Origin of the sequence: Bradyrhizobium shewense (assembly GCF_900094605.1) — a bacterium.
In the GTDB taxonomy this organism is placed as follows: domain Bacteria; phylum Pseudomonadota; class Alphaproteobacteria; order Rhizobiales; family Xanthobacteraceae; genus Bradyrhizobium; species Bradyrhizobium shewense.
In genome coordinates this window covers 120,926-146,336 of the sequence record NZ_FMAI01000005.1, presented here as the reverse complement: position 1 = coordinate 146,336, position 25,411 = coordinate 120,926, and the positions used below count along the sequence as shown (strand labels likewise).

Below are 25,411 nucleotides of genomic sequence, written 5' to 3'. Positions count from 1 at the left end.
ACGCGGCAGGGAAGGAACTGGTTCGATTGGGGTTTCCATGGGGCGCCGCGGCGGCGGCACCAAGGCTGCGGAACGTATCGCAGTCCCCCGCGGCAGGGCTCAGGCCTGGGTCGACGCCCCCTGGCCGAAGATACGGCGGAGCAGATCGGTCACGTTCTTGGCCCCGGCTTTCTTCAGGACGCCGGCGCGATAGCCCTCGACGGTCCGTGCACTCAGATGCATGCGCCGGGCGATCTCCTTGTTGGTCAGGCCGGCAGCGAGGTGCTCGAGCACGTCGCCCTCACGCTCGGTCAAGGGCTCGCAGCCGGGGAGCCAGCGCTGCCTGCTCGTGCCGGGCTGCGCAAATTCGTCGATAGCGGCATCGATCCGGCCGACGATGTCGTGGGTGCGGAACGGCTTTTCGATGAAGTCGGCCGCGCCGCTCTTGATGGCGTCGACCGCCATGGCGATGCTGCCATTCGCCGAGGTCACCAGCACCGGCGCCATGCAGTTCTCCTCGCGCAGTCGCCTCAGCATGTCGAGGCCGGAGCGATCGGGCGGCAGCTCCATCAGCACGCAGGCCGGCATCCGCGCCTTTGCTTCGGACAGGAGTGAGTCACCGTCAGCGAAGCAGATCACGTCATAGGCGCTCTGTTGGAGCGCAGTCGAAAGTTGTTCGCGGGAGGCAGCGTCGGTGTCGATGACGAATACCTCGCCCTTGGAAAGCATGTTTCCCGGCATAATTCCGATCCAGCAATGTCTTGGTCAAATGGTCCGAGACGGAAAGCGGGCCGCATCGCCCTGCCGCGCCGTCGTGAGCACGGCATTCACGCCAATGCTTCGGTTTCCCCTATGTATGTTCCGGCCGGTTCCTGGATTTGACGGATCGAGACAGAAACTTTACATTTCGGGACATCTGCGGGAATGGCTGGCAGGAACGGTTCGCATGACCGACCTCGTTCGCAGCGCAGGCTTGAGCTACTACCCGGAGATCGCCCGGTCGGTCGGGCTCGATCCCAAACAGATGATGCGCAAGGCCAGGCTGCCGCTGGCCTGCCTCGACAAGCCCGATACGCCCATTGCCGTCGCCGGCCTGCGCCGTCTGCTCGAATTGTCGGCGGAGGCCTCCGGCGCCGAAGATTTCGGCTTGCGTCTCGCCGAGCGTGGCGGCCTGACCAATTTCGGTGCGGTCGGCCTGATCGTGCGCGAACAGGCGACCGTCGGCGAGGCGATCGACGCATTTTCGCGCTTCATCCACATCCATCATGACGGCATGCGGCTGGATGTTGCGCGCGACGGGCAGATCGTGACGGCCACGCTGCACCTGCGCGACCGGCGGCCGAGCGCGCCGCGCCAGGCGATCGACATGGTGCTCGGCAGCATCCACCGCATCATCCAATCGCTGTACGGCCATGACTGGCGGCCGCAGGAGGTCCACCTGCATTACCCGCCGCCGCGCGATCGCAAGCGCTATCGCGAGTTCTACGGCTGCCGCGTGACCTTCAACGCCGAACACGATGCGATGCTGCTCTCGGCGCGCGACATGGAGCGCCGGATCCCGAGCGCGCATCCCCTGATCGCGAGCTATCTGCGCAAGCGGATCGAGGCGATCGAGACCCGGCCGGCAAGTTGGGAAGGGAAGGTCGACGAGGTCGTACGGACCCTGCTCGCCGGCGGCGACTGCACCGTCGAGCGCGTCGCCGAGCATCTTGCCTGCACCCGCCGTACCATCCACCGGCATCTGGCCGCATCAGGCACCAGCTTCTCGGCCATCCTGGATGCGCAACGCGCCGATCTCGTGATCCAGCTGATCGAGGACCCCGACCGGCCGCTGGCTGACATCGCGACCCAACTCGGCTTCTCCGCGCAGAGCGCCATGGCGCGCTGGTTCCGCGGCCGGTTCGGCTGCACCGTCACCGACTGGCGCAAGGGCGTTCGGCCTCCGACACCGCCGCCCGATGCGCCCTCGGCGACCGCAGCTTGAGTTTCAGCGCGCCGGAGCAGGCACGCCCATCGTGGCGAGGGCACGCCGCCGGCTGCCGGCGAGCAGCGGGCCGAACGCGACGGCAAATCCGAGGAACGCGACGAGCCAGCCGCAGGCGGCGATGTGCAACAACAGATCGCTGTGCGCTGGCAACACCACGGCGGCGACCCGTGCCAGAGCCGCGATGATGATCGCAGCATAGATTCCCTGGGTCGCCGGCGAAGCGGTCAACGCCTGTCCGGTGTGGCCGAGGCTCGCGCGGGTCATTACCGCCAGCGTCATGGTTCCCGCCGCGCCCGTCATCCAGGCGTGGATGCCGGCGCTTGGCGGCAGCGCTCCGAAAACCGCGACGGCGTGCAGGATGAAGCCGAGCGGCACGAAGACGTAGCCAATATGCAGGATCACCAGCAGTCGCTCGCGAAAAGTGCGATCGCCGGCCCAGCGCGCAAGCCGCACCAGATGCAGCCCGCCGACCAGCGCCATCAGGACACCGGTGACGGCATTCAGCGGCGCCACGATCCAGAAGATCAGCGCGAGCGCGCTGCATCCGATCACTGCGCCGTCGAAGCGTCCGAACGGCACAGGCAGGCGGCCGGGATTGAACTTGACCAGCCAGTTGCGAGTGAAGCTCGGAATGATGCGGCCTCCGATCAGCGAGATCAGCAGCATGACCACACCGATGCCGACGCGGATGCTGAAATCAGCCGCGCCCTGGTAGTGCGCCTCCAGATGAAAAGCGACGTTGCCGGCGAGCAGAACGGACACCAGCGCCACCACGGGCAGGTTGCGCCAGTTGCCGCCTGCGATGATCTCGCGCGCCGCGGCGGCGACGACCAGCGCCAGGAAGGCGGCATCGACGAGAAGCGCGAACGCCCAGCCGGTATCGGCCGACAACGTCACCGCGACACGTCCGGCAAGCCAGACCATCACCAACGCGCCCAGCGAGGTGCCCTGGATCGGCAGCCGCCCGGTCCAATTCGGGATGGCCGTGAACAGGAACCCGGTGATCACCGCCGGCAGGAAGCCGTAGAGCATCTCGTGGACGTGCCAGTCGCGCGGCGCGAACGCGGAACTCACCGACAATTCGCCGTAGAACATCGGCAGCCAGGCCAGGATCGATAGGCCCGCCTGGATCGCGGCGAGCAGGAAAAAGGGCCGAAAACTGTTCGCAAACAGCGGCCAGCCCTCAAAGTTGCGGGATCGGGCGCCAGCCATGGGGTCAACTCCAATAAATTTCAGTCCGTTGTCTGGAAAAATACTGCCACCCAGCCGTCCCGTTTTGCGCTATCGCAAACTATCGAACGATTGCTGGTGCCATCACACTCCCTGATGCCAAGGAGGCAGAATGGCCAAGGTCGACACATCGCTGGTTGCGCATTTGCCGCTGTTTGCCGGGGTCACGCCGGAAGCTCTGGATGAGATCCTGCGTGAGGCCCGTTCGGCGCGCTATCCCAAGAACAGTGCCATCTTCGAGCAGGGCGCGGACGCGCAGTCCTTCTTCCTGCTGCTGCACGGCCATGTCCGCGCGGCCAAGACCACGCCGACCGGCGAGCAGATCGTGGTCCGCTACGTCGCGCCCGGCGAAACGTTCGGGCTCGCCATGGCGATCGGAGCCGTGCAGTATCCGGCGACGGCGATGGCGGTCGATGACAGCGTGGTGCTGATTTGGCCAACCTCGGCCTGGCCGCGGCTGATCGAGCGATTTCCCTCCCTGGCCGCCAACACGCTCCAGACTGTCGGCACGCGGCTCCAGGAAAGCCACACCCGCATCCTAGAAATGTCGACGCAGCAAGTCGAACAGCGCGTCGCGCATGCGCTGCTGCGCCTCGCCAAGCAGTCCGGCAAGAAGCTCGACCACGGCATCGAGATCGACTTCCCGATCAGCCGCCAGGACATCGCGCAGATGACCGGCACCACGCTGCACACCGTCAGCCGCATCCTGAGCGGCTGGGAGAGCCAGGGCCTCGTCGAGAGCGGCCGTCAGCGCATCATCCTGCGCGATCCGCACAGGATCGTCGTGTTGGCGGAGCGGAGCGCCGACAGCGGCGCGCGCCGGGACGTCTCCACCCAAGATAGGGATTAAGATAGGGATCGAGATAGGGGTGAGGGGCGCTTCCGCTTACGGCGAAAGCCGTCCCTCACCCGGGAATCCGCGCGCGCCCGCGCGAATTCCGGACCGCTTCACGCCGGCACGCAATCGCACAACGCGGCGAGGAATTTTTCGCGGTCGATGCCATGCTCGCGGCAGGCATCATCCACCGTGTGGAAGGTTGCGATCGGGCAACCGACACAAGCCATCCTGAAGGCCAGAAACACGCGGATCGTGTGCGGCGCGGTACGCATGATGTCATCGACCAGATCGTCGGATCCAAAAGACATGGACAACTCCGTTCCGCAACGACGATAGCAGAATGGACCGAAGGCTCCTTGTCGAAGCGCAAGCTGGCTTGTCATTCCGGGAGCGCGCGAAGCGCGAACTATGATGCGCAATTGCGCATCTGAGAATCCATCGCGCAGCAGGTGACGTGGAGATTCCGGGTTCCCCCTGCCGGCGCCCCGGAATGACAGGAGGAGAGACCTTACACAGCCCGGCTGTGCAGCTGCTTCGCCGGATTGAGATGCGCGTCGAACGCGGCCGCGACGCTGCGGACCAGGAAGCGCGAATCCTTTGCAACTGCGAGGCGGTTGCCATCCAGCCTCACGATGCCGTCGGAGATCAGCGGCTTCAGACGCGCCGCCGAATTCAGCATCGCCCCCGCCTCCGCGCCATGGCGCGCGCAGATGTCGCCGAGATCGGCGCTGAACTCGCACATGATGCGTTCGATGATGTCGGCGCGTAGCCGGTCGTCGTCGGTGAGCCCATAGCCCTTGGCGGTGGCGAGACGGCCGGCGGCGACGCTTTGCGCATAGGCGCCGATCTGCACCTCGTTCTGGACGTAACCTTGCGGCAAATGCCCAATCGCGCTCGCGCCGAAACCGAGCAGGACTTCGCTCTTGTCGGTGGTGTAGCCCTGAAAATTGCGCCGCAGCGTCCGTTCCTCGAAGGCCACTGCCATGGAATCGTCGGGTCGCGCGAAATGATCGAGCCCGATCTGCACGTAACCGGCCTCCTTCAATGCATTCGCGATCGCGCAAGCCTGGTCGTGGCGCGCGAGTCCGTCCGGCAACACGGCCTCGTTGATCATCTGCTGGTGCTTCTTGAAGCTGGGCACATGAGCGTACCCGAACACGGAGAAGCGGTCGGGCGCGAGCGTGAGGCTGCGCCGGACCGTATCCAGACACGACGCGACGGTCTGGTGCGGCAGCCCGTAGATCAGGTCGAAATTGAGACCCTCGATGCCGGCGCGCCGGAGCATGTCGACCACGGAAGCCGTCTGCTCGAAGCTTTGCACGCGGTTGATCGCACGCTGCACCACGGGATCGAAGCTCTGCACGCCAAGGCTCGCACGGTTGACGCCGGAGAGCCGCATGGCATCGACCATGTCGGCGGTCAATGTGCGGGGATCGATCTCGACCGCGATCTCAGCCGAGGGTAGCACGAAGAACTTCTGGCGCATCGTCGCCATCAACTCGGCGAAAGCTTCCGGCTGCATGATCGTCGGCGTGCCGCCGCCGAAATGGATGTGCTCCACCTTGATGCGGCGGCCGATGGTTTCGGCGACCTGCACGATCTCGTTGCGCAGCGTCCGCTGATAGCCGGCGATTAGCTCGTCGCGGCGGACGATCTGGGTATGGCAGCCGCAATACCAGCACATCTCACGGCAGAACGGCACGTGGAGATAGAGTGACGCGCTGGCGCCCGCCGGCAGCTCCGCCAACCAGCTGGCGTAGGCGTCCGGTCCGACCGCCGTCGAAAAATGCGGTGCGGTCGGATAGCTCGTGTAGCGTGGCAATCGTTCTTCGCCGTAGCTCGCCGCAAGATCAGCTCTCATGTCTTACCCATTCGTAAATTTCCGCCGTGCGCAGACATCACGGCAAATCACGGAATGCACTCCAATAACCCGGATCCGCGGAGGCGACCTTGCGCTCGCGCAAAGTCGGCCGGGGGTGCAGCAGACATTGCGCTCGCGCAAAGCGCAGCGGCCGGTTCGGGGTCATGATCATGGTAATTCGCACGCCATCCGGAGCGTTTGCCCATGAGGCTTCTCGCACTCGAACTGATTCTTTCCTTGCTCGACGTCCGCGGCCATATCCCGCGTTTCGACGACTTTCGGCCGGCCCCGGTCGCACCGGCCCCGGCCGGCACCGTGCGCGCTCTGGCCGCGGCCATTGCCGTCTTCGCCGTGCTGTCGCTGGCGATCTGGGCAACGGTCTGGTTTGCCACACATCTATTTTAGTCACGTCTTCGCGAAGGCCTCGACCATGATCTCATCCAAGCGCGCATTCGCCGGCGCGATCATCCTGACATGTCTTGCCGGAGCGCCGGCCTTCGCGGCCGACACGACCAGCGGCGATCTGGTCGTTACCAGGGCCTGGAGCCGGGCGACGCCCGGCGGAGCCAGGGTCGCCGGCGGCTATCTGACGATCGAGAACAGGGGCCACGCGCCGGAGCGGCTGCAGGCCGCATCGGCCGCCCATGCGCTTCGAACCGAGATCCACGAGATGACCGTCAACGACGGTGTCATGACCATGCGTCCGCTCGACAAGGGCCTTGTCATCGCACCCGGACAAATCGTGACGCTTGCGCCCGGCGGCGGACACCTGATGTTCATCGGTCTCGATGTGCCGCTCCATGCCGGCGACCTGATGCCCGTGACGCTGTCGTTCGAGCACGCCGGCGCGGTGAAAGTGACGCTGGACGTGCAGGCCATCGGCGCACAGGCTCCCGCAAGCACGAAGACAACGGCGGCCGCAGAGCCTGCACATCGCGTGGAGCAGGCTGCGGCGGTCCCACCCGCGTCGACGACCGAAGCTGACGAGAGCTTCTTCACGCATCTCCATGCTGAAAAGGCCATGGCCAACGTCACGGTCTCGCCCGGGCGCGCCGGTCCGGTTGAAATCGCAATCCAGCTTGAAGATGCGAATGAGTTGCCGCTGAGCGCCGACGCGGTTGCTGTCACGCTCGGCAACCCCGAGCACGGCGTCGCGCCGATCACCGCGAACGCCGAACGCGTCGGCAACGATCAGTGGCGAGTCAGAATGTCGGCACCGCTGTCAGGCCGCTGGTCGCTCGGCCTCGACATCCGCATCACGCCCTCGGATGCAGTCAAGGTCGTGTCACCGATCCTGCTCCGTTGAGGCACCTAAGGACTGTTGCGGAGCCGAATCCGGCAAAACCTTGTCGCAGCGCAAACACTCTTGCCACGATCGGCGCACACTGCATCCGTCATCAAAAACCTTTCCAGATGAAGGATGCTTCCGATGTTCACCCGCAGAGCCGCATTGATCAGCGCCGCCGCGACCGCGCTGATGCTGGCGACCCCCGCCTTCGCGGCCGATGATCTCAAACTGCCGCGCCAGAAGGTAGAGCTGGTCGCTCCGCCCTTCGTGCATGCGCACGAGCAGGCGACCAAGCAAGGCCCCAAGATCATCGAGTTCAAGCTCACGATCGAGGAGAAGAAGGTCGTCATCGACGAGAAGGGCACCACCTTCCAGGCGATGACCTTCAACGGTTCGATGCCGGGCCCGCTGATGGTCGTGCACGAGGGCGACTACGTCGAAACGACGCTGGTCAATCCCGCGACCAACACCATGCCGCACAACATCGACTTCCATTCCGCGACCGGCGCGCTCGGTGGCGGCGCGCTCACCCTGGTCAATCCCGGCGAGCAGGTCGTGCTGCGCTGGAAGGCAACCAAGACCGGCGTGTTCGTCTACCATTGCGCTCCGGGCGGCCCGATGATCCCCTGGCACGTCGTCTCGGGCATGAACGGCGCCGTGATGGTGCTGCCGCGTGACGGCCTCAACGACGGCAAAGGCCGCGCGCTGAAATACGATAAGGTCTACTACATCGGCGAGCAGGACATGTACGTGCCGCGCGACGAGAAAGGCAACTTCAAGTCCTACGAATCGCCTGGCGAGGCCTTCACCGAGACCGAAGAGGTGATGAAGAAGCTGATCCCGACCCATGTCGTGTTCAACGGCAAGGCCGGTGCGCTGACCGGCAAGAACGCGCTGACGGCCAATGTCGGCGAGAACGTGCTGATCGTGCATTCGCAAGCCAACCGCGACAGCCGTCCGCATCTGATCGGCGGCCATGGCGACTATGTCTGGGAGACCGGCAAGTTCGGCAATGCCCCCGAAGTCGGGCTCGAGACCTGGTTCATCCGCGGCGGCTCGGCGGGAGCTGCACTGTACAAGTTCCAGCAGCCCGGCATCTACGCCTACGTCACGCACAATCTGATCGAGGCCGCCGACCTCGGCGCCACCGCGCACTTCAAGGTCGAAGGCAAATGGAACGACGATCTGATGATGCAGGTGAAGGCCCCTGCCGACATACCGGCAGCCAACACCAACTAAACGCGACAAGGGGCCGGTCATCACCGGCCCCTTCTTTCTTCGAGGAATGACCATGCTGATCGCATTCAAACTCAAACTGGCACTCGCCTGCGCCGCCGGACTCGCCGGGCCGATCGCGATGGCGCCGCTGGTCTCGGACATGACCGTCCGCGGCACGGCGTCGGAGCCTGCGATCGTCAGGGTCGCAGCGGGCAGCCTGTCCTATCGCGAGGCCGGCGATTTCACGCGCGGCGGACAGCAGGCGGAAGCGCCACTGCGCGCGATGCGCGTCGACCGGCCGCTCCACATCATGCGAAATCAGGTCTCCTCATCCGACTATCAGCTCTGCGTGCGGGATGGCGCCTGCCGCGCGCTCGATCGCGACGTGGCGGTCGCTCCCGATCGTCCCGCGGTGCAGGTGAGCTGGCACGATGCCGAGGCTTACGCAGGCTGGCTGTCGCGCAAGACAGGCCACCATTACCGCCTGCCGAGCGATGCAGAATGGGCCTTTGCAGCCGGCTCCAGATTCAAGGACGATGGCGTCGCTGTCGATGCCGACGATCCTTCAAAACGCTGGATCAGCCGCTACGAGCGCGAATCCGAACGCGACCTTTCCGACACCACGGCCTATCCGTTCGGCAAGTTCGGCCCGAACGAGCACGGCGTCGAAGACCTCGCCGGCAACGTCTGGGAATGGACCTCGACCTGCTTCGTGCGCTCGCGTGTCGACGCCGCCGGCAATGCCGGCCGCCCCACCGTGAACTGCGGCGTGCGTGTCGCCGAGGGCGCCCACCGCGCCTATGTCACCGACTTCATCCGCGACGCCCGCGCCGGCGGCTGCGCCCAGGGCGTGCCGCCCGCCAATCTCGGCTTCCGCCTGGTGCGCGAGGAGACCTCCTGGGTCGCGAGCGTGTCGGCGCGGTGGAGCAAGGTGTGGGCGGTGAGGTCGTAGCCAAGATTATCGCCGCGTAGCCCGGGTGAGCGAAGCGACACCCGGGAAGGTCCCGCATATCGCTTCGCACATGCGGGCTACGGACACGTCAAATCGCGCGCGCGAACATGCGAAAGCCCGGTGCTCCGATGATCGTCTCGAACGCGGGATCGCGTTTCTCCTCCGCAAAGACAAATCCGGCCTTGGCGTAGGCGCGCTCGGCGGGCTCGTTGCCGATCAGGAACGATATCGTCGTCCGGGCAAACCCGGCCGCCCGTCCCTTGTCCAGCGCGTGCGCGATCAGCACCTGCATCAGGCCGCGACCGCGATGGGCAGGATCGGTCGCGACATGCTCGATCATCCAGTCGCCCTCGCCGCCCTGGACCCAGCAAGCCCGCGAATAGGCGCCGCGCCGGCGGATGGCGTCCAGCTCTGACGCCGTGAGCCCAGTTGAGAGACCGACCTCTTCGAGCGCGCGCCAGGCCGCAGGTCCGGTGCCGGCCGCAGGCACGGCGCAAAGTGCAGCAGCAGGCTTGCCATCGATCTCGGCGACCAGGAACTGCGACACGTGCCACATCGACACCGCGCGTGCGACGGCGACGCGCGCAATGAAATCGAGGCACTCCGCTTCCGGCCAGCCGAGCGCCACGTCGAACCAGCCGCGCGGCCGATAGCCGCGCATCGAGTACAGGATGGTTCTTGCGATGAAAGCAGCGTCCTCGGGACGCGCTGACCTTATCGTCATACGCGCCCTATTCTCGAAGACCCTACGTGTTCTTCAGCGCCACGCGAAACTCGGCTTCGGTCTTCGCCTTGACCTCGTCGAGCGAGACGCCGTCGGCGAGCTCGATCAGGGCCATGCCGCCGTCGCCGTGCTTGTCGATGGTGAAGACCGCCAGATCCGTGACGACCATGTCGACCACGCGCTCGCCGGTCAGCGGCAGATTGCACTTCTTCAGGAGCTTGGAGCCGTCCTTGGCCGAATGCTCCATCACCACGACGACGCGCTTGACGCCGGCGACGAGGTCCATCGCGCCGCCCATGCCCTTGACCATCTTGCCGGGGATCATCCAATTGGCGAGATCGCCGTTCTGGGCCACCTGCATGGCGCCGAGGATCGACAGGTCCATGTGGCCGCCGCGGATCATCCCGAAGGAATCCGCGCTCGAGAAATACGAGGTCGAGGGCAGCTCGCTCACCGTCTGCTTGCCGGCGTTGATCAGGTCCGCGTCCACCTCGTCTTCATAGGGGAACGGGCCCATGCCGAGCATGCCGTTCTCGCTCTGCAGGCTGACATCGACCCCGTCGGGGATGAAGTTCGAAACCAGCGTCGGGATGCCGATGCCGAGATTGACGTAGTAGCCGTCACGCAGTTCCTTTGCGGCGCGCGCGGCCATCTGTTCACGGGTCCAGGCCATGTGTGTCTCCTGATACGCTTAAGCGGCGGTACGCGGGCGGGTGTTGCGGAATTCGATGCGCTTCTTGGCCGTGCCGACCTCGACGATGCGCTTCACGAAGATGCCGGGCGTGTGGATGTGGTCGGGATTGAGTTCACCCGCCGGAACCAGATGCTCGACCTCGGCGACGGTGATCTTGGCGGCGGTCGCCATCATCGGGTTAAAATTGCGCGCGGTCTTGCGGTAGATGAGGTTGCCGGCGGTGTCGCCCTTCCAGGCATGCACGATGGCGAGGTCGGCGAACAGGCCGCGTTCCATCAGATACTTCTCGCCGTCGAATTCCTTCACTTCCTTGCCTTCGGCGATCAGCGTGCCGACACCGGTCTTGGTGTAGAAGGCCGGGATGCCGGCGCCGCCGGCGCGGATGCGCTCGGCAAGGGTGCCCTGCGGATTGAATTCGAGTTCCAGCTCGCCGGCGAGGAATTGCTGGGCGAACAGCTTGTTCTCGCCGACATAGGACGAGATCATCTTCTTGATCTGCCGGGTTTCCAAAAGGCGGCTGAGCCCGATGCCGTCGACGCCGGCATTGTTGGAGACCACCGTCAGGCCCTTGACGCCGGACTCGCGGATCGCATCCGAGAGCTCCTCGGCGATGCCGCAGAGGCCGAAGCCTCCCGACATGATCATCATGTTGTCTTTCAAAATGCCTGACAGAGCCGACTTGGCGTCGGGATAGACCTTGTTCATGCAAATAACCTTCGACTGAACCTTCGGCTTGGAGGCGGCGCGCCCTATTGGCGGCGATTATTAGGCGAAATCCTCCAAAGCCGTCAATGATACGGGGTTCTCCGCACCGCGCCCGGGTGATAGAAGCTGCCCACACCGTGGGCAGAACCGTCCCCGGCCTTGAAAGCGACAAGAAAACCCATCAAGTTGCGGGGGTTGGGCGTGGGCACGCAGGTTTTCCGACCCGCCCTCCTGGCTCCAACGACCAACCCGATCAGGACATGCCATTGACCATGGCCCAAGGAATGAAGCGCCTCGGGACGCCGATCGCGGCGCTGCTCGGCGTCGCGCTGATCGCCCTGATCGCGACCTCATGGCTCATCAACCGCGACGCGCTGCGCAAGGCGGTCGAAGCGCAGATCCGCGACGTCACCGGGCTCGAGCTCAGTGTCGCGGGCGCAATCGACATCTCGGTGCTGCCGGCGAGCTACATCTCTTTCCGCGACGTCGGCCTCAAGGGCGGTGGCACCAGCGATCCCGCGCTCCAGGTCGACGTGCTCACCGCCAATCTGCGGCTGCTGCCTTTGCTGCTGCAACGGTTCGAGATCGCCGACCTGACGCTGCTGCGGCCGCGCATCCATGTCAGCCTGAAGCCGGACGGCCAGAGCAACTGGACGCCCTTCATCCAGACCATCGCGCGCACCATGAAGCCCGGCGCCGAGAACCAGGTCTCGTTCTCTGAAATCCGGATCCAGGACGGCGTGCTCGACTACCAGGACGCCGCCACGCACGGCACCGAGAAATTCGAGGACATCGACCTGTCGCTGGCCTGGCCCTCGATCTCTCGCTCCTTCGCCGCGACCGGACAATTCGACTGGCGCGGCGAGCGTGTCGACGGCTCGATCAGCTTTTCCGATTTCGTCGCCGCCCTCTCCGGCGAGCGCTCGGGGTTGAAGGCGCGGATCGCCAGCGCACCGCTCAAGCTCGCTTTCGACGGCAGCGTCGCCAACCGCACCAGCCCGATGATGGAAGGGACGCTGACGATCGACAGCCCCTCCTTGCGCAACGCGCTGCGCTGGACCGGGCAGCCGCAACCCGCCAGCGGCGGCTTCGGCCGCTTCGTGCTGAAGGCGCGCGCCAACGTCGTCGGCGCCTCGATCGCACTCACCAACGTCAATGTCGAGCTCGACGGCAACGCCGCCGAAGGCGTCATGACCTACGCAAATAACGGCCGGCAGACGCTGCAGGCGACGCTTGCCGCCGACGCGCTCGACTTCACTCCTTATATCTCCACCTTCCGCCTGCTCGCGAGCGGCGCGCGGGACTGGAACAGGCAGCTGTTCGATCTCAACGGATTGTCGACGACCGACCTCGACATGCGCCTGTCGGCAGCAAAGCTGACGGTGGGGCCGACCAGGCTCGGCCGCACCGCGATCGGCGCCAATTTGCGCAACGGCACGCTGGCGCTCTCGGTCGGCGAGGCGCAGGTCTATGGCGGCATCGCCAAGGGCTCGTTCGGCATCGCGCGCTCCGACACCGTCGCCGACATCAAGGCGCAATTCCAGTTCACAGATGTCGATCTCCAGGCCTGCGCCACCGAACTGTTCGGCCTCAGCAAGCTATCCGGTCGCGGCAACATCAACGTGTCGCTCTTCGCCTCGGGCTCGAGCCCGTTCGGCCTCGTGCAGTCGCTCGACGGCAGCGCCACCGTCACCGGTCACGACGGCGCGATCTCGGGCTTCAATGCCGAGCAGCTGCTGAAGCGCCTGGAGCGGCGGCCGCTGTCGGGCGGCGGCAATTTCCGCAACGGTTCGACGCCGTACAACAATCTCACCATCGCCGTGAAATTCTCCGATGGGGTCGCCACCGCCGAAGACATCCGTGTCGAAGGGCCGGCGGCGAAGATCACGCTCACCGGCACCGCCTCGGTGCCGACGCGCGAATACGACATGAAGGGCGTGGCGAGCCTCAACAGCACGTCGGGATTCGAATTGCCATTCGTGGTGCAGGGTCCCTGGGACGATCCCCTGATCTTCCCCGACCCGGAAAGCCTGATCCGCCGCTCGCCGGCCTCCGCGCCGCTGCTCGACATGCTGAAGGATCGCAAGGGGGGCGACGCCGTGCGCTCCGCGATCGAGCGCATCACCGGCAGCGGAAAGCGTCCTCCACCGGCGGAATCTCCGACGGCGGAGAACGCCAAAGAGAACGCGAAGGAAAACGCCAAATCCAACTAGGCTGATCAACGCAGCCTTCGCGGATTTCGGTAGCCCGAGCTCGACAAGCTCGACATGCCAGCGACTTGCCAAATCCAAATCGAGCAGTGCGGCCGATTTCATCCCGGAGGTGGCGTTAAGCGGCCGATTGCGTCGTCGAAATCCAGGCCTTGTCCCCCTGCAGCACTGCTCCTCCGCCGATCTTCGATCCGGCCGCGACCTTGAGAGAGCCGCTCCCTCCCAGTTCGCGAGCCAACACCTCGCGGTCACAGGCGTCCTCCCAGAGCGAAACGGTAATGGCTGCGACGCAGTTGCTGATCATACTGGTCAGCGCCCGCGCTTCCGACATGAAACGGTCGATGCCGACAAGCAGCGCCACGCCGGTCACCGGCAGATCCGGCATGACGGAGAGGGTTGCGACAAGCGCCACGAAGCCGCTGCCGGTGACGCCGGCCGCGCCTTTGGACGTCAGGAGCATCAGTCCGAGCATCGCCGCAATCTGCCCCCACGACAGGTGGATGTCGCAGGCCTGCGCGATGAAGATGGAAGCCAGGGTGAGATAGATGGCGCTGCCGTCCAGATTGAAGGAATATCCCATCGGCAACACGAGGCCGGACACGCCTTTCCGGCATCCGAGCTGCTCCAGCTTGCGCAGCGCTCCCGGCAGCGCCGGTTCCGACGATGACGTGCCGAGCACGATCAGCAGCTCTTCCTTGAAGTAACGGATGGTCTTCCACAGGCTGAAGCCGTTCAGCCGCGCCAGCGTGCCGAGCACGACGACCACGAAGACGGAGCAGGCGATATAGAAGGTCAGGATCAGCAATCCGAGCGAGCCAATCGATCGAATGCCGTAGCGACCCACGGTGAACGCCATGGCTCCAAAGGCGCCGAGCGGCGCGAGCTTCATGACGAAGCCAAAGGACACAAACAGGACCTGAGAGAAGGAATCGACGGCCTTCGTCACCACGGCACCCCCATCGCCGGCACGGCTCAGGCCAAAGGCGATCAGGATGGAGACCAGCAGGACCGGTAGCACTTCACCATCGGCAAACGCGCCAAAGAAGGAATGCGGGATGATGTGCAGCATGAAGTCCGCAAATCCGGTCGCACTCGCCTGCTTGGTGAATTTCGCAGCCACCGACGGATCCAGCGTGCTGACGGACACATGCATGCCGACACCCGGCTGGATCAGCGACACGGCGACCAGGCCGGCCAGCAGTGCGAGCACTGTCAGCAGGTAGAACAGCGCCATGGATTTCACCAGCGTGCGACCGACTTCGCGGGAATCGCTGATGCTGTTGATGCCGCTGACGATGGTGCAGAACACGATCGGCGCGATCATCATCTTGACCAGCTTGACGAAGCCGTCTCCAAACGGCTTCAACGCGGCACCGAAGTCAGGCCAGAGATGGCCGGTGAGGACGCCCAGCATGAGGCCAATCAGCACCTGGACGTAGAGGATCCGGTAGAATGGTTTTCGCGCCTCACCGTTCGCGGGCCCGACCAGCGCTTGCTTCTGCATTCTCGTTTCTCCCATGGCTCTGATTTTTTGAAGGCTCTGATTTTTGAAGGCTTTGAAAGCGGTCCGGCTTCAGGCCGCCAGGACCGAATGAGGGACGTGCGATCGACGGGCGAAGACATGGCCCTCGAGAATTCGCCGGGCTGTCCGCTGCACCCGGGCAACCGGACCGGGCTCCAGCCGAACCACGAGCTGGCCGGAAGGATGAGCGAGCGTGATCGGTACCGGCGGTGCCAGCGATCCAATCATCTCTGCGGCGATCGTCCCGGGCGTCACACAGGCGGTCGCGATCGCGACGGCGCCGGTCACCGCCAGCGCGCTATGGCAGTCGTGCGGCATGAAGTACCTGACGTCCAACGTCGCCCCGCTTGCGGGCGCGATCAGAACCGGCTTCGGAATCACCATTGACGCGGAATCCGGAAAACCCATCCGGCGTCCAGCCTCGATGCGCAAATTTTCGAGCCGCCCGCGGAAGGCGCCGTCGGCGAAGGCCGGGGGCGCCTCGCGGCCGCTCCATCCGAGATCTGCCGCGCGGACCAGCATGACGGGCATGGCTGCGTCGATGCAGGTCACGTCGATCCCTCCGATGCGGTCGACCGGACGTCCTGTCGGCAGCAGGCGACCGGTGCGTGCGCCGGCCGCGTTGGGGAACGACAGCTCGATGGGCGCGGCCGTTCCCGGTACACCGTCGATCCGCGCTTCGCCCTCATAGGTCACCCGTCCTCCGGGGGTGGCGACCGTCGCGTCGATCAGCTTGCCGGTATTGACATTGTGAATGCGTACATGGGTGCGATCTGCGGTAGCGGCGACGAGGCCGGCTTCGATTGCGAACGGGCCGACGGCCGCCAGCATGTTTCCGCAGTTCGGCGAGGTATCGACGATCCCTTCACGGACGCGCACCTGGGCGAACAGGTAGTCGACATCGGCGCCGGGCACCGATGGCGGTCCGATGATCGCGACCTTGTTGATCACGGCATTGCCGCCGCCGATTCCATCGATTCCGAGATCGTGCCCACCTCCCATCACCGACAACAGGACCGCGTCGCGCGAGCTGGGGTCTGCAGGAAGGTCGCGGGCCAGGAAAAACGGTCCGCGCGAGGTCCCACCGCGCATGACCACACAGGGAATGGCAATCTGATCGTTCATGATGTTCTTCCGTTCGGCGACATGTTCGCCTGAACCAGAGCATCCTATCTCCGAACTCTTTTGTGAAATGCAAATATCTGAGGTATTATTTCGCTGACCGACATAATGGAGCCTTGCCATGAACGCAGAATTGCTCGACCTCAAGGCGTTCATCACCGTCGCGGAGATGGGCAGCTTCGTCCGGACCGCGAAGGCGCTGAACCTGTCACAGCCGGCGCTCAGCCGACGCATTCAGAAGCTGGAGGAAAGCCTTGGTGCGCCGTTGCTCGAACGGTCCACGCGCCACGTCAATCTCACCATGACGGGCCGCGACTTCCTGCCGAAGGTCCGCCGCCTCATCGACGAGTTTGAGACCTCGGTGCTCGCCATCCATGATATCGGAGCGCGAAGTTCGGGTTTGGTCTCCGTGGCTGCGGTGCCGACGGCGGTGTTCTATTTTCTTCCGCGAGCGATCGGCCGGTTCGCCGAAGCCTATCCGCGCATCCGCATCCGCATTCTGGATATCGGCGCCAATGAGGGGTTGGAAGCGGTGGCGCGCGGAGAAGTTGACTTCGGCATCAATTTCATCGGCGCTTCGCATGCCGAAATCGAATTCGAGAAATTGGTCGAGGACCCTTTCGTCCTGGCCTGCCGTCATGACCATCCGCTGGCATCGCGCAAGCAGGTGAGCTGGTCGGAGATCGTGTCGCACCGGGTCATCACTGTCGGTCGCAACAGCGGCAATCGCGCGTTGATCGACAATGCGCTGGCGCGGCAGGGCCTGCAGCTGAACTGGTCCTATGAAGTCGCTCACCTCTCCGGCTCGCTTGGTCTGGTCGAAGAGGGATTGGGCATCGCCGTGCTGCCGAGGCTCGCGACGCCCGCCGCCGGTCATCCGATCATTCACACCGTTCGGCTGATCGAGCCGGAAGTGTCGCGGACGATCGGAATCGTGCGCAGGCGCGGGGCGACGCTATCGCCGCATGCCAGCCAGTTTTTGAAGATGCTCCTCGAGGCATGGCGCTCTCCTTCTCGAGCCAGCGGGCATGGCAAGCCGCGGCCCCGATCCGCTGAGGCAAGTTCGAACACGATATCGACGGGTCTAAAGCGGAAACGCTGACGGCTCGCCAGAGCGGGACGAGACCGTTCCCCAAACTGGAGTTCCTCGCATGGCGCGAATTGATTGCCGCGAATTGATGCGGCGATTGGATCGATGCACGGGTTAAGCATCTCCGCAAGGCCCATCCCCACGACCTATGTCTGACAACATGTCGCTAGATCGAGCTAACGCCATGCGCTAGTGTTTTATACGACCGGTTAAAAACACCGGCCGTTTGAGGGAGAAAAACGTGAAATCCAAGGTTATTGGCGCAGTATCACTGGCGGTCGCTGCGGCCGGGCTGTTTGCAGCCGCTGCACCCGCATTTGCGCAGCAGAAGACGATCACGGTCTGGTGGGGCAAGGGCTTCTATCGCTCCGAAGACGACGCATTGATCGAGACCATCAAGAAGTTCGAAGCCAAGACCGGCATCAAGGTCGAATTGTCGCAATACGCGATCCAGGACATGATTCCGAAGACGGTCGCCGCGCTCGATGCCGGCACCGTGCCCGATGTCGCCTATTCGGACTCTTATGACGTCCAGGCGCAGGGCAAGTGGGCCTATGAAGGCAAGCTCGAGGATCTCTCCGACGTGATGGAGCCGATCAAGGGCCGGTTCGTGCAGAACACGCTGGATGCGTCGATCCTCTATAACGACGTCACCAAGAAGAAGGCCTATTACGGCTTCCCGCTGAAGCAGCAGAGCATGCACGTCCAGATCTGGAACGACATGCTGGAGAAGTCCGGCTTCAAGCTCACCGATATCCCGAACGACTGGACGGGCTACTGGACGTTCTGGTGCGACAAGGTGCAGCCGGGGATCCGCAAGGCCACCGGCCAGCGCATCTATGCCGTCGGCCAGCCGATGGGCGTGGAATCCACCGACGCCTTCCAGTCGTTCTACACCTTCATGGACGCCTACCACGTCAAGCTGGTCGACGACGACGGCAAGCTCACGGTCGACGATCCCAAGGTTCGCGAGAACCTGATCAAGGCGATGAAGGATTACACCGACACCTACATCAAGGGTTGCACGCCGCCATCCTCCACGACCTGGAAGGACCCCGACAACAACGTCGCGTTCCACAACAAGACCATCGTGATGACCCACAATTTCACGATCTCGATCGCCGCGAAGTGGTTCGAGGACTCCCAGAACCAGGCGCTCACGCCCGAGCAGCGCGAAGCCGGCAAGAAGGCCTACGAGCAGGACATCGTGACGGCGTCCTTCCCGAAGGCGCCGGATGGTTCGACCATCCGCTACCGCTCCGACGTCAAGACCGGACTGGTCTTCACCGCGGCCAAGAACAAGGCCGAGGCCAAGCAGTTCATCAGCTTCCTGCTCCAGGAAGAGAACGTCCGTCCCTACATCGAGGGCGCGCTCGGCCGCTGGTTCCCGGTGACGAAGGAAAGCCAGGAAAGCCCGTTCTGGCAGGCTGACAAGCACCGCAAGGCCGTCTACACGCAGTTCAAGGGCGGCACCGCGGCGTTCGACTTCACCAAGAACTGGAAGTTTACGATCCTCAACAACGAGAACGTGTGGGCGAAGGCGATGAATCGCGTCGTCAGCGAGAAGGTTCCGGTCGACAAGGCCGTCGACGAACTGATCGCCCGCATCAAGCAAGTCGCGGGCTAAATCATCCTTTCCCTCTCCCCGCTGTGCGGGGAGAGGTGTAAGAACAACACCGGCCGCGTTTCGCGGCCGGCATCTCTTTGAAGAGTCCGAAAAGAATGGCGATCACGCTCTCTGGCGATCAGGCAATGCCCGCCCCGCCCCTGTCGTCACGGCTGACCCCGGCGCAGGTCTGGGGCATCGTGCTACTCGCGCCCTATTTGCTCGTTTTCCTCGCCTTCGTCGTCTATCCCGTCTGCTACGGGCTCTGGCTGGCGCGCGCCCCGGCAAACTATGTCGCGCTCTACAACGATCCGATCTTCGCGCGCGCCGCGGTCAACACGCTGATCTTCCTGGTCATCGGCATCAACGTGAAGATGCTGATCGCGCTGTTCCTGTCCGGCTTCTTCGCGGTGCAGCGCACCTGGATCAAATGGCTCTCGGTGATCTTCATTCTGCCCTGGGCGGTGCCGTCGATCCCGACCATCCTGTCGGTGCGGTTCATGCTCAATCCCGAATGGGGCGTGATCAACCACCTCATCTTCTCCTTGACCGGCGATGACGGCCCGAACTGGCTGAACGACCCGACCGTGGCGCTAACCATGGCGATCGGCGTGCACATCTGGAAGTCGCTGCCGTTCTGGACGCTGATCCTGATCACCGGCCGCCTTGCGATCCCGCACGATCTGTTCGAGGCCGCCGAGGTCGACGGCGCGAGCTGGTGGCAGAAATTCCGCTACATCACCTGGCCGTCGATGCAGACGCTCTACATCACCTGCACGCTGCTCTCGATGATCTGGACGCTCGGCGACTTCAACAGCGTCTATCTGCTCACCGGCGGCGGCCCGGCCGACCTCACGCATGTGCTGGCGACGCTCGGCATCCGCTATCTCCGGCTCGACCAGCTCAGCCTGGCCATGGCGTCGATCGTCTGCGCAATGCCGTTCGTCCTGCCGCTCGTGTACTTCATGATGAAACGGTTGTCGCGATGAAGCTCCCCACCCTGCGCGAAGTCGCAACCGAAGCGCGGTTGCTGCTGATCGGCATTCCCGTCTTCCTCTGGACGATGATTCCGATCTACCATATGTTCCTGTTCGCGATCTCGCCGAAGGAGGACGCATTCTCCGGCAAGCTGTGGCCGGACCATCCGACGCTGCACAACTTCGAAATCGTGTTCAAGCAGCAGCACTACTTCCTGCGCGACTTCTACATCCAGTTCTGGAACTCGCTGGTGATCGCGGCATCCGTCGGCGTGCTGACGCTGTTCATCGCCACCGCCGCAGCGTTCTCGATCTCGCGGCTGAAGGTGCCGGGCGGGCGGGCCGTGATGAATCTCGCGCTGTTCACCTATTTCATCCCGGCGGCGTTCCTTGCCGTGCCGATGTACCGCACCATGGGCAATTACGGCCTGCTCAACAATCACTGGTCGCTGATCCTGGCGATGGTGACCATCGCCAGCCCTTACGCGATCTGGGTGCTCAAACAGGCCTCCGACAAGCTGCCCGTCGAATTGGACGAAGCCGCCGTGATGGACGGTGCGACGACGCTCCAGATCTTCCGCCTGGTCTATCTGCCGCTGATGATGCCCTCGCTGGTCGCGATCGGCACTTATGCGGTGCTGCTGGCCTGGAACGAATATCTCTACGCGTTCCTGCTGCTGTCGAACGACCGCGAGATCACCCTCCCCGTCGCGCTCGGCAACTTCCTCGCCGCCGACGACTCGCCGTGGGAGCTGTTGATGACGACCGGCTTCATCTATGCGCTGCCGCCGGCCGCGATCTACTATGCCTTCCGCCGCTACATGGTGGGCGGGCTCACGGCAGGTGCGGTGAAGTCCTGACGCGACAGGACGCATCGAGTCGCCGCAAGCAGGACGTTCGAGCGACAACGTGGACAATTGCGGGTTGTCCACGCCTGCTCTAACCTCCGTGCCCCAATGCAGGGCACGGCATCATGCGCAGCAACGACGCGATCCATCTCGGCCTGATGCTGCTGGCGCTCGCGGCAGCCTATCTGATGCCGTTCGAGCTGTTGCTGCTGGCTTATGTCGTGCTCGGCCCGGCGCACTACTTCACCGAGATTTCGTGGCTGCACGACCGCAGCTACTACCTGCCACATCGCGGGATTGCGGCAGCCCTCGCAATCATCGCCGTGATCGCGGCCCTGATCGACAACGCCTCCTGGTTCGGTTTTGCGATGTGGGGCGCGCTGATCGTCTGCGCCATGCTAGCGGCCACCACCTCGGCGATCGAGAGCATGCTGCTGTTCATGACGGCACTCGCCCTGTCCGCGCTCATGTATTCGAGCGGGTCCTCGCTCGCGGTCATCGGCATCCTGATTCCGACCCTGATCCACGTCTCGCTGTTCACGCTGATCTTCATGGTGCTCGGCGCGCACCGATCCGGCAGCCGCGTCCAGGCTGCGCTGGTGGCTGTCTACCTCGTCGCGATTGCTACGATCCTGCTGCTGCCGCCAACCGCTGAAATCCGGATCGCAAGCTTTGCCCGGGTCGGACAGGATTATTTCGGCAATGTCGGCCCGGCGCTCAGCCGGCTGTTCGGCGTGCCCGGCCTCGTCCTCGACACCAGGCTGACGAGCCTGCTGGCCTTCGTCTACACCTATCATTACCTCAACTGGTTCATCAAAGCCGACGTGATCCGCTGGACCGCAGTCCCGAAGGCGCGGCTGGCGGCGATGGCCGCCGCCAGCGCAGCTTCCACCGCGCTCTATTTCTACGACTACGCGTTCGGTTTCACCTTCCTGCTGGCGCTGAGCCTGATCCATATCCTGCTGGAATTTCCGCTCGACGCCCTGGCGCTGCGGCAGCTCGGGGCGGCAGTGCAGGGCGCAGTGCGCGCGCGGTATGCCGCCCCCGTCGCAGCCACCGCAACGCGGCCGCGCCCCACAGGCACCAGAGGCTCGAAACGTCCGCCCCGGTCGCGCTGATTATCCGAGGGCGCGCTTTCGTCGATAGGCAATCACCAGCGCGATCGTCGAGCCGATGAAGTAGCCGGCGGTCGCGCCCGAGACGGCGCGGCCGAACATCATCGCAAATGCACGGTCGGCCGCGTCTATCGCCGAGATCACGCCGACCGCATATTGCAGCGAGAACACGACAAGGTTGCGGATCAGGGCAAACGCGCTGCCCGGGCGGATCATCTCACCTGTCTTGTGATCGACGTCGAAAGGACGCGGCGTCAGCACGCCCAGCGGCAGCAGTGCCAGCGCGGCCGCGATCCACGCCATCAGCGGCCACGCACTGCCCTGAGGCCCGAAGCCGATCCGGGACACCCCCCAGACGATGAACACGACCGGCAGGATCAGCGCACGCCAGATCGGCGTCGTGCGTGGCTGCATCGATTGGATACCCTGCCAGACGAGATAAGCGAGCAAGATCCAGACCCAGAGCGGCGTATGGGTCAGGATCTGGTAGGCCATCGTCATGGTCGCCCTCCTCGGCTTACAGCGGCGCCGCGCTCTCGCCCTGCGAGCTCGACAGTTTTGAGGCGAGCGAGGCGATCACGATGACCACCGCGATCAGGGCGATCACCAGCGTGCAGATTGCGTTGATCTCCGGCTTCACGCCCAGCCGCACCTCGGAATAGATCCGGATCGGCAAGGTCGCCGAGCCCGGCCCGGTCGTGAAGCTCGCGATGACGAGATCGTCCAGCGACAGCGTGAAGGCCAGCATCCAGCCCGCGACGATCGCGGGAGCGATCAACGGCAGCGTCACCGAAAGAAAGGCGCGCACCGGGTCGCAGCCAAGGTCCATCGCCGCCTCCTCCAGCGAACGGTCGAGCGAGCCGAGGCGGGACTGCACGACCACGGCGACGAAACACATCGTCAGCGTGGTATGGGCGATCGTCACCGTCCAGAAGCCGCGCTCGGCGTTCAGCGCGACGAACAACAACAGCAGCGACAAGCCCGTGATCACCTCGGGCATTACCAGCGGCGCGTAGAGCATGCCGGAGAACAGCGTACGGCCGCGGAAGCGCTCACCGCGCGACAATGCGACCGCGGCGAGCGTGCCGAGCAGCGTGGCGATGGTCGCGGAGGAGACCGCGACGCGAAAGCTCATCCAGGCCGCCTCGATCATGGCGCGGTCATTGAAGAACTCGTGATACCAGCGCAGCGACCAGCCGCCCCACACCGTCACCAGCCGCGAGGCATTGAAGGAATAGATGACGAGAATGAGGATCGGCAAATAAAGGAACGCCAGCCCCAGCGCGAGCGAGGCGACGTTGAAACGGGACAGGCGCGAGACCTTGCGCATCGCGTCAGCGCCCCTGTTCCAGCTGCCGCTTCTGGAGCCGCTCATACAGCAGCAGCGGCACCAGCAGCACCAGCAGCAGCACGATGGCGGCGGCAGAGGCGACCGGCCAGTCCTTGTTGGTGAAGAATTCGAGCCACAGGGTCTGGCCGATCATCAGCGAATTGGAGCCGGCCAGAAGGTCCGGAATGACGAATTCGCCGACGATGGGAATGAAGCACAAGAGCACGCCGGCACCGACGCCGGGCAGCGACAACGGGAAGGTGACGAGCCAGAACACCTGCCACGGCGGCGCGCCGAGATCGCCAGCCGCCTCCTCCAGCGCTGGCTCCATCTTGGCGAGCGTGGCGTAGAGCGGCAGGATCATGAACGGCAGATAGGAATAGACGATGCCGATATACATCGCGCTGTCGGTGGAAAGCCAGACCACGGGCTGGCCGACCAGGTGCAGAGCCAGCAGGATCTGGTTCAGCAGGCCGTCGTGCTGGAGGATGTTGATCCAGGCATAGATGCGGATCAGGAACGAGGTCCAGAACGGCACGATCACCAGCACCATCGCCACCGCCTGCCAGCTCTTCGGCAGCCGCGCCATGCCATAGGCGATGGGATAGCCGATCAGCAGCAGCAGCGCCGTCGCGGTCAGAGCGACGGTGAGGCTGCGCACATAGGCGAACACATAGATGTCGTCGGAGACGAGCAGCTTGAAATTGTCGATCGACAGTGCGGCAAAGGCCGCCCTGAGCGCATCCCACCCCGCGGTCAGGTCGAATACCGGCTCGTAAGGCGGCTGCGCGATCGCCGTCTGCGACAGGCTGATCTTCAGCACGAAGGCGAACGGCACCAGGAAGAACAGCGCCATCCAGACATAGGGCGCGATCGCGGCAAAGCGCGCCGGGCGCGCGAAGATGCGGCGGGAGCTCATGACGGCAGCACCACGCAATCATCGGGCGTGAACCAGGCGACGATTTGCTGGCCCACGCTATAGGCGTCGACGTCCAGACGCGCGCTGTTGGCGACAGAGGCCCGGACGATTCCGCCGGTATCGAGCTTCACTTTGTAGGTGGTGGTGCCGCCAAGATAGCAGATGTCCGCGATCACGCCGTCTATGATGTTGATCGTGGTTTCACGACCGACTTCGCTCACCGGGGCGCGGCGCGACAACTTGATCTTCTCGGGACGAATCGCGATCGAGAATTTTCCCGCACCGACCGGTTCGCGCGGCTCGGCCACCACCAACGTACCCGCATCACGCGTGCCAATGACCAGACGATGACCGTCGCGCAATCTGGTCTCGCCGTCGAACACATTGACGTCGCCGACGAACTCGGCGATCCAGCGCGAGCGCGGCGCTTCGTAAAGTTCGCGGGGGCTTGCGACCTGAGCAAGCCTGCCGGCGTTCATCACGCCGATCCGGCTCGCCATCGTCATGGCTTCCTCCTGGTCGTGCGTGACGACGATGAAGGTCATGCCGAGACGGCGCTGCAGCTCCATCAGCTCGCCTTGCGTATTCTCGCGCAGCTTCTTGTCGAGCGCCGCGAGCGGCTCGTCGAGCAGCAGCAGTTGCGGGCGGCGCGCCAGTGCGCGGGCAAGCGCGACGCGCTGGCGCTGGCCGCCGGAGAGCTGATCCGGCCTGCGCTTCTCGAGCCCTTCGAGCTTCACCAGGGCGACCATCTCGGCCACACGGGCGGCGATGTCGGCGCGTGCCATGCCGGCGCGCTTCAGGCCGAAGGCGATGTTGTCGCGTACCGACAGATGCGGAAACAACGCGTAATTCTGGAACATCATGTTGATCGGGCGCTCATGCGGCAGCGCCTGCGCGATGTCCTTGTCCCCGAGCAGGATGCGGCCCTCGTCCGGCGCCTCGAAGCCGGCGAGCATACGCAGCAGCGTGGTCTTGCCGCAGCCGCTCGGGCCGAGCAGCGCAAGGAACTCGCCGGCCTTGATGTCGAGCGAGACGCCATCCACGGCGCGGAAGGTGCCAAAGGTTTTGGCAACGCCCTCGATGCGCAGCAGCGGCTGGCCCGCCGCAGGAAGCGCATCTCCGCCGGCCGCATCAGCCGCGGCCCCTGTTCTGGGCAACTCGTCCGTCATGATCCTGCCAACCCCGATTCCGCCGCA

General features: G+C 64.4%; 25 protein-coding genes. 12 read left to right on the top strand and 13 right to left on the bottom strand.

The window, feature by feature from the left end:
* Nucleotides 1-99: 99 nt before the first annotated feature.
* On the bottom strand, nt 100-720 hold the full coding sequence (locus tag GA0061098_RS11750; protein ID WP_091956478.1) for a response regulator transcription factor: 621 nt from the start codon (nt 718-720) through the stop codon (nt 100-102).
* Between the two features lie 205 nt (nt 721-925).
* Between GA0061098_RS11750 and GA0061098_RS11745 the strand changes: the two genes are divergently transcribed.
* The gene (locus GA0061098_RS11745) at nt 926-1,963 is read left to right on the top strand and encodes an AraC family transcriptional regulator (RefSeq protein ID WP_091956477.1); all 1,038 of its coding nucleotides are present in this window, start codon (nt 926-928) and stop codon (nt 1,961-1,963) included.
* Nucleotides 1,964-1,966: 3 nt separating this feature from the next.
* Here GA0061098_RS11745 and GA0061098_RS11740 read toward each other — a convergent pair whose 3' ends face one another.
* Nucleotides 1,967-3,178 (bottom strand): NnrS family protein, encoded by a 1,212-nt coding sequence (locus GA0061098_RS11740; protein ID WP_091956476.1) that lies wholly within the window; start codon nt 3,176-3,178, stop codon nt 1,967-1,969.
* A gap of 130 nt (nt 3,179-3,308) precedes the next feature.
* On the opposite strand from GA0061098_RS11740, the gene GA0061098_RS11735 reads away from it, so the two are divergent.
* Nucleotides 3,309-4,046: a Crp/Fnr family transcriptional regulator gene (locus GA0061098_RS11735; protein WP_091956475.1), complete on the top strand. Its 738-nt coding sequence runs from the start codon at nt 3,309-3,311 to the stop codon at nt 4,044-4,046.
* A 98-nt stretch (nt 4,047-4,144) separates the two neighbouring features.
* Here the strand turns inward: GA0061098_RS11735 and GA0061098_RS11730 are convergent, their stop codons facing one another.
* Both GA0061098_RS11730 and hemN read right to left on the bottom strand, forming a co-directional pair.
* On the bottom strand, nt 4,145-4,342 hold the full coding sequence (locus GA0061098_RS11730; RefSeq protein ID WP_028140266.1) for a DUF1858 domain-containing protein: 198 nt from the start codon (nt 4,340-4,342) through the stop codon (nt 4,145-4,147).
* Between the two features lie 200 nt (nt 4,343-4,542).
* A complete protein-coding gene (hemN, locus tag GA0061098_RS11725) occupies nt 4,543-5,895 on the bottom strand; it encodes an oxygen-independent coproporphyrinogen III oxidase (RefSeq protein WP_091956474.1) in 1,353 nt (450 codons plus the stop codon).
* Between the two features lie 204 nt (nt 5,896-6,099).
* Between hemN and GA0061098_RS11720 the strand changes: the two genes are divergently transcribed.
* From GA0061098_RS11720 to GA0061098_RS11705, 4 genes are all read left to right on the top strand, one after another.
* A complete protein-coding gene (locus tag GA0061098_RS11720; RefSeq protein ID WP_091956473.1) occupies nt 6,100-6,300 on the top strand; it encodes a hypothetical protein in 201 nt (66 codons plus the stop codon).
* A gap of 25 nt (nt 6,301-6,325) precedes the next feature.
* Entirely contained in the window at nt 6,326-7,201 is an 876-nt protein-coding gene (locus GA0061098_RS47195) for a copper chaperone PCu(A)C (RefSeq protein WP_091956472.1), read from the top strand.
* Nucleotides 7,202-7,324: 123 nt separating this feature from the next.
* Entirely contained in the window at nt 7,325-8,422 is a 1,098-nt protein-coding gene (nirK, locus tag GA0061098_RS11710) for a copper-containing nitrite reductase (RefSeq protein WP_165637298.1), read from the top strand.
* Between the two features lie 52 nt (nt 8,423-8,474).
* Complete coding sequence (locus tag GA0061098_RS11705) at nt 8,475-9,353, top strand: SUMF1/EgtB/PvdO family nonheme iron enzyme (protein WP_091956470.1); 879 nt, start codon at nt 8,475-8,477, stop codon at nt 9,351-9,353.
* Between the two features lie 88 nt (nt 9,354-9,441).
* Here GA0061098_RS11705 and GA0061098_RS11700 read toward each other — a convergent pair whose 3' ends face one another.
* The 3 genes from GA0061098_RS11700 to GA0061098_RS11690 are packed head-to-tail and all read right to left on the bottom strand — an operon-like array spanning nt 9,442 to nt 11,476.
* A complete protein-coding gene (locus GA0061098_RS11700) occupies nt 9,442-10,077 on the bottom strand; it encodes a GNAT family N-acetyltransferase (RefSeq protein ID WP_091956469.1) in 636 nt (211 codons plus the stop codon).
* A 22-nt stretch (nt 10,078-10,099) separates the two neighbouring features.
* Complete coding sequence (locus GA0061098_RS11695) at nt 10,100-10,750, bottom strand: 3-oxoacid CoA-transferase subunit B (RefSeq protein WP_011089829.1); 651 nt, start codon at nt 10,748-10,750, stop codon at nt 10,100-10,102.
* An 18-nt stretch (nt 10,751-10,768) separates the two neighbouring features.
* Entirely contained in the window at nt 10,769-11,476 is a 708-nt protein-coding gene (locus GA0061098_RS11690; protein WP_018317833.1) for a CoA transferase subunit A, read from the bottom strand.
* A gap of 272 nt (nt 11,477-11,748) precedes the next feature.
* Here GA0061098_RS11690 and GA0061098_RS11685 point away from each other — a divergent pair, with 272 nt between their 5' ends.
* Nucleotides 11,749-13,689, top strand: coding sequence for an AsmA family protein (locus GA0061098_RS11685; protein ID WP_165637319.1), 1,941 nt, complete (start codon nt 11,749-11,751; stop codon nt 13,687-13,689).
* 115 nt (nt 13,690-13,804) lie between these two features.
* Here GA0061098_RS11685 and dctA read toward each other — a convergent pair whose 3' ends face one another.
* Nucleotides 13,805-15,190, bottom strand: coding sequence for a C4-dicarboxylate transporter DctA (dctA, locus tag GA0061098_RS11680; protein WP_091956467.1), 1,386 nt, complete (start codon nt 15,188-15,190; stop codon nt 13,805-13,807).
* Between the two features lie 69 nt (nt 15,191-15,259).
* Nucleotides 15,260-16,333 (bottom strand): 4-oxalomesaconate tautomerase, encoded by a 1,074-nt coding sequence (locus GA0061098_RS11675; RefSeq protein ID WP_091956466.1) that lies wholly within the window; start codon nt 16,331-16,333, stop codon nt 15,260-15,262.
* Nucleotides 16,334-16,451: 118 nt separating this feature from the next.
* Here GA0061098_RS11675 and GA0061098_RS11670 point away from each other — a divergent pair, with 118 nt between their 5' ends.
* The 5 genes from GA0061098_RS11670 (at nt 16,452) to GA0061098_RS11650 (ending at nt 21,969) form a co-directional block, all read left to right on the top strand.
* The gene (locus tag GA0061098_RS11670; protein ID WP_091956465.1) at nt 16,452-17,432 is read left to right on the top strand and encodes a LysR family transcriptional regulator; all 981 of its coding nucleotides are present in this window, start codon (nt 16,452-16,454) and stop codon (nt 17,430-17,432) included.
* Between the two features lie 229 nt (nt 17,433-17,661).
* Nucleotides 17,662-19,047: an ABC transporter substrate-binding protein gene (locus GA0061098_RS11665; RefSeq protein WP_091956464.1), complete on the top strand. Its 1,386-nt coding sequence runs from the start codon at nt 17,662-17,664 to the stop codon at nt 19,045-19,047.
* A 95-nt stretch (nt 19,048-19,142) separates the two neighbouring features.
* Entirely contained in the window at nt 19,143-20,015 is an 873-nt protein-coding gene (locus GA0061098_RS11660; RefSeq protein WP_091956463.1) for a carbohydrate ABC transporter permease, read from the top strand.
* Nucleotides 20,012-20,863 carry a carbohydrate ABC transporter permease gene (locus GA0061098_RS11655; protein WP_091956462.1) on the top strand — a complete coding sequence of 284 codons (852 nt, stop codon included), beginning with the start codon at nt 20,012-20,014 and terminating at the stop codon, nt 20,861-20,863. The genes GA0061098_RS11660 and GA0061098_RS11655 overlap by 4 nt, the downstream gene beginning before the upstream one ends.
* A gap of 113 nt (nt 20,864-20,976) precedes the next feature.
* Nucleotides 20,977-21,969, top strand: coding sequence for a hypothetical protein (locus GA0061098_RS11650; RefSeq protein ID WP_091956461.1), 993 nt, complete (start codon nt 20,977-20,979; stop codon nt 21,967-21,969).
* Here the strand turns inward: GA0061098_RS11650 and GA0061098_RS11645 are convergent, their stop codons facing one another.
* Genes GA0061098_RS11645 through GA0061098_RS11630 form a run of 4 tightly spaced genes read right to left on the bottom strand, consistent with a single transcriptional unit; the run spans nt 21,970 to nt 25,384 of the window.
* The gene (locus GA0061098_RS11645; protein ID WP_091956460.1) at nt 21,970-22,467 is read right to left on the bottom strand and encodes a DUF6622 family protein; all 498 of its coding nucleotides are present in this window, start codon (nt 22,465-22,467) and stop codon (nt 21,970-21,972) included.
* Between the two features lie 16 nt (nt 22,468-22,483).
* Nucleotides 22,484-23,296: an ABC transporter permease gene (locus GA0061098_RS11640; protein WP_091956459.1), complete on the bottom strand. Its 813-nt coding sequence runs from the start codon at nt 23,294-23,296 to the stop codon at nt 22,484-22,486.
* Nucleotides 23,297-23,300: 4 nt separating this feature from the next.
* A complete protein-coding gene (locus tag GA0061098_RS11635) occupies nt 23,301-24,215 on the bottom strand; it encodes an ABC transporter permease (protein WP_091956458.1) in 915 nt (304 codons plus the stop codon).
* The gene (locus GA0061098_RS11630; RefSeq protein WP_091956457.1) at nt 24,212-25,384 is read right to left on the bottom strand and encodes an ABC transporter ATP-binding protein; all 1,173 of its coding nucleotides are present in this window, start codon (nt 25,382-25,384) and stop codon (nt 24,212-24,214) included. Before GA0061098_RS11630 ends, GA0061098_RS11635 begins: the two co-directional genes overlap by 4 nt.
* Between the last annotated feature and the right edge of the window lie 27 nt (nt 25,385-25,411).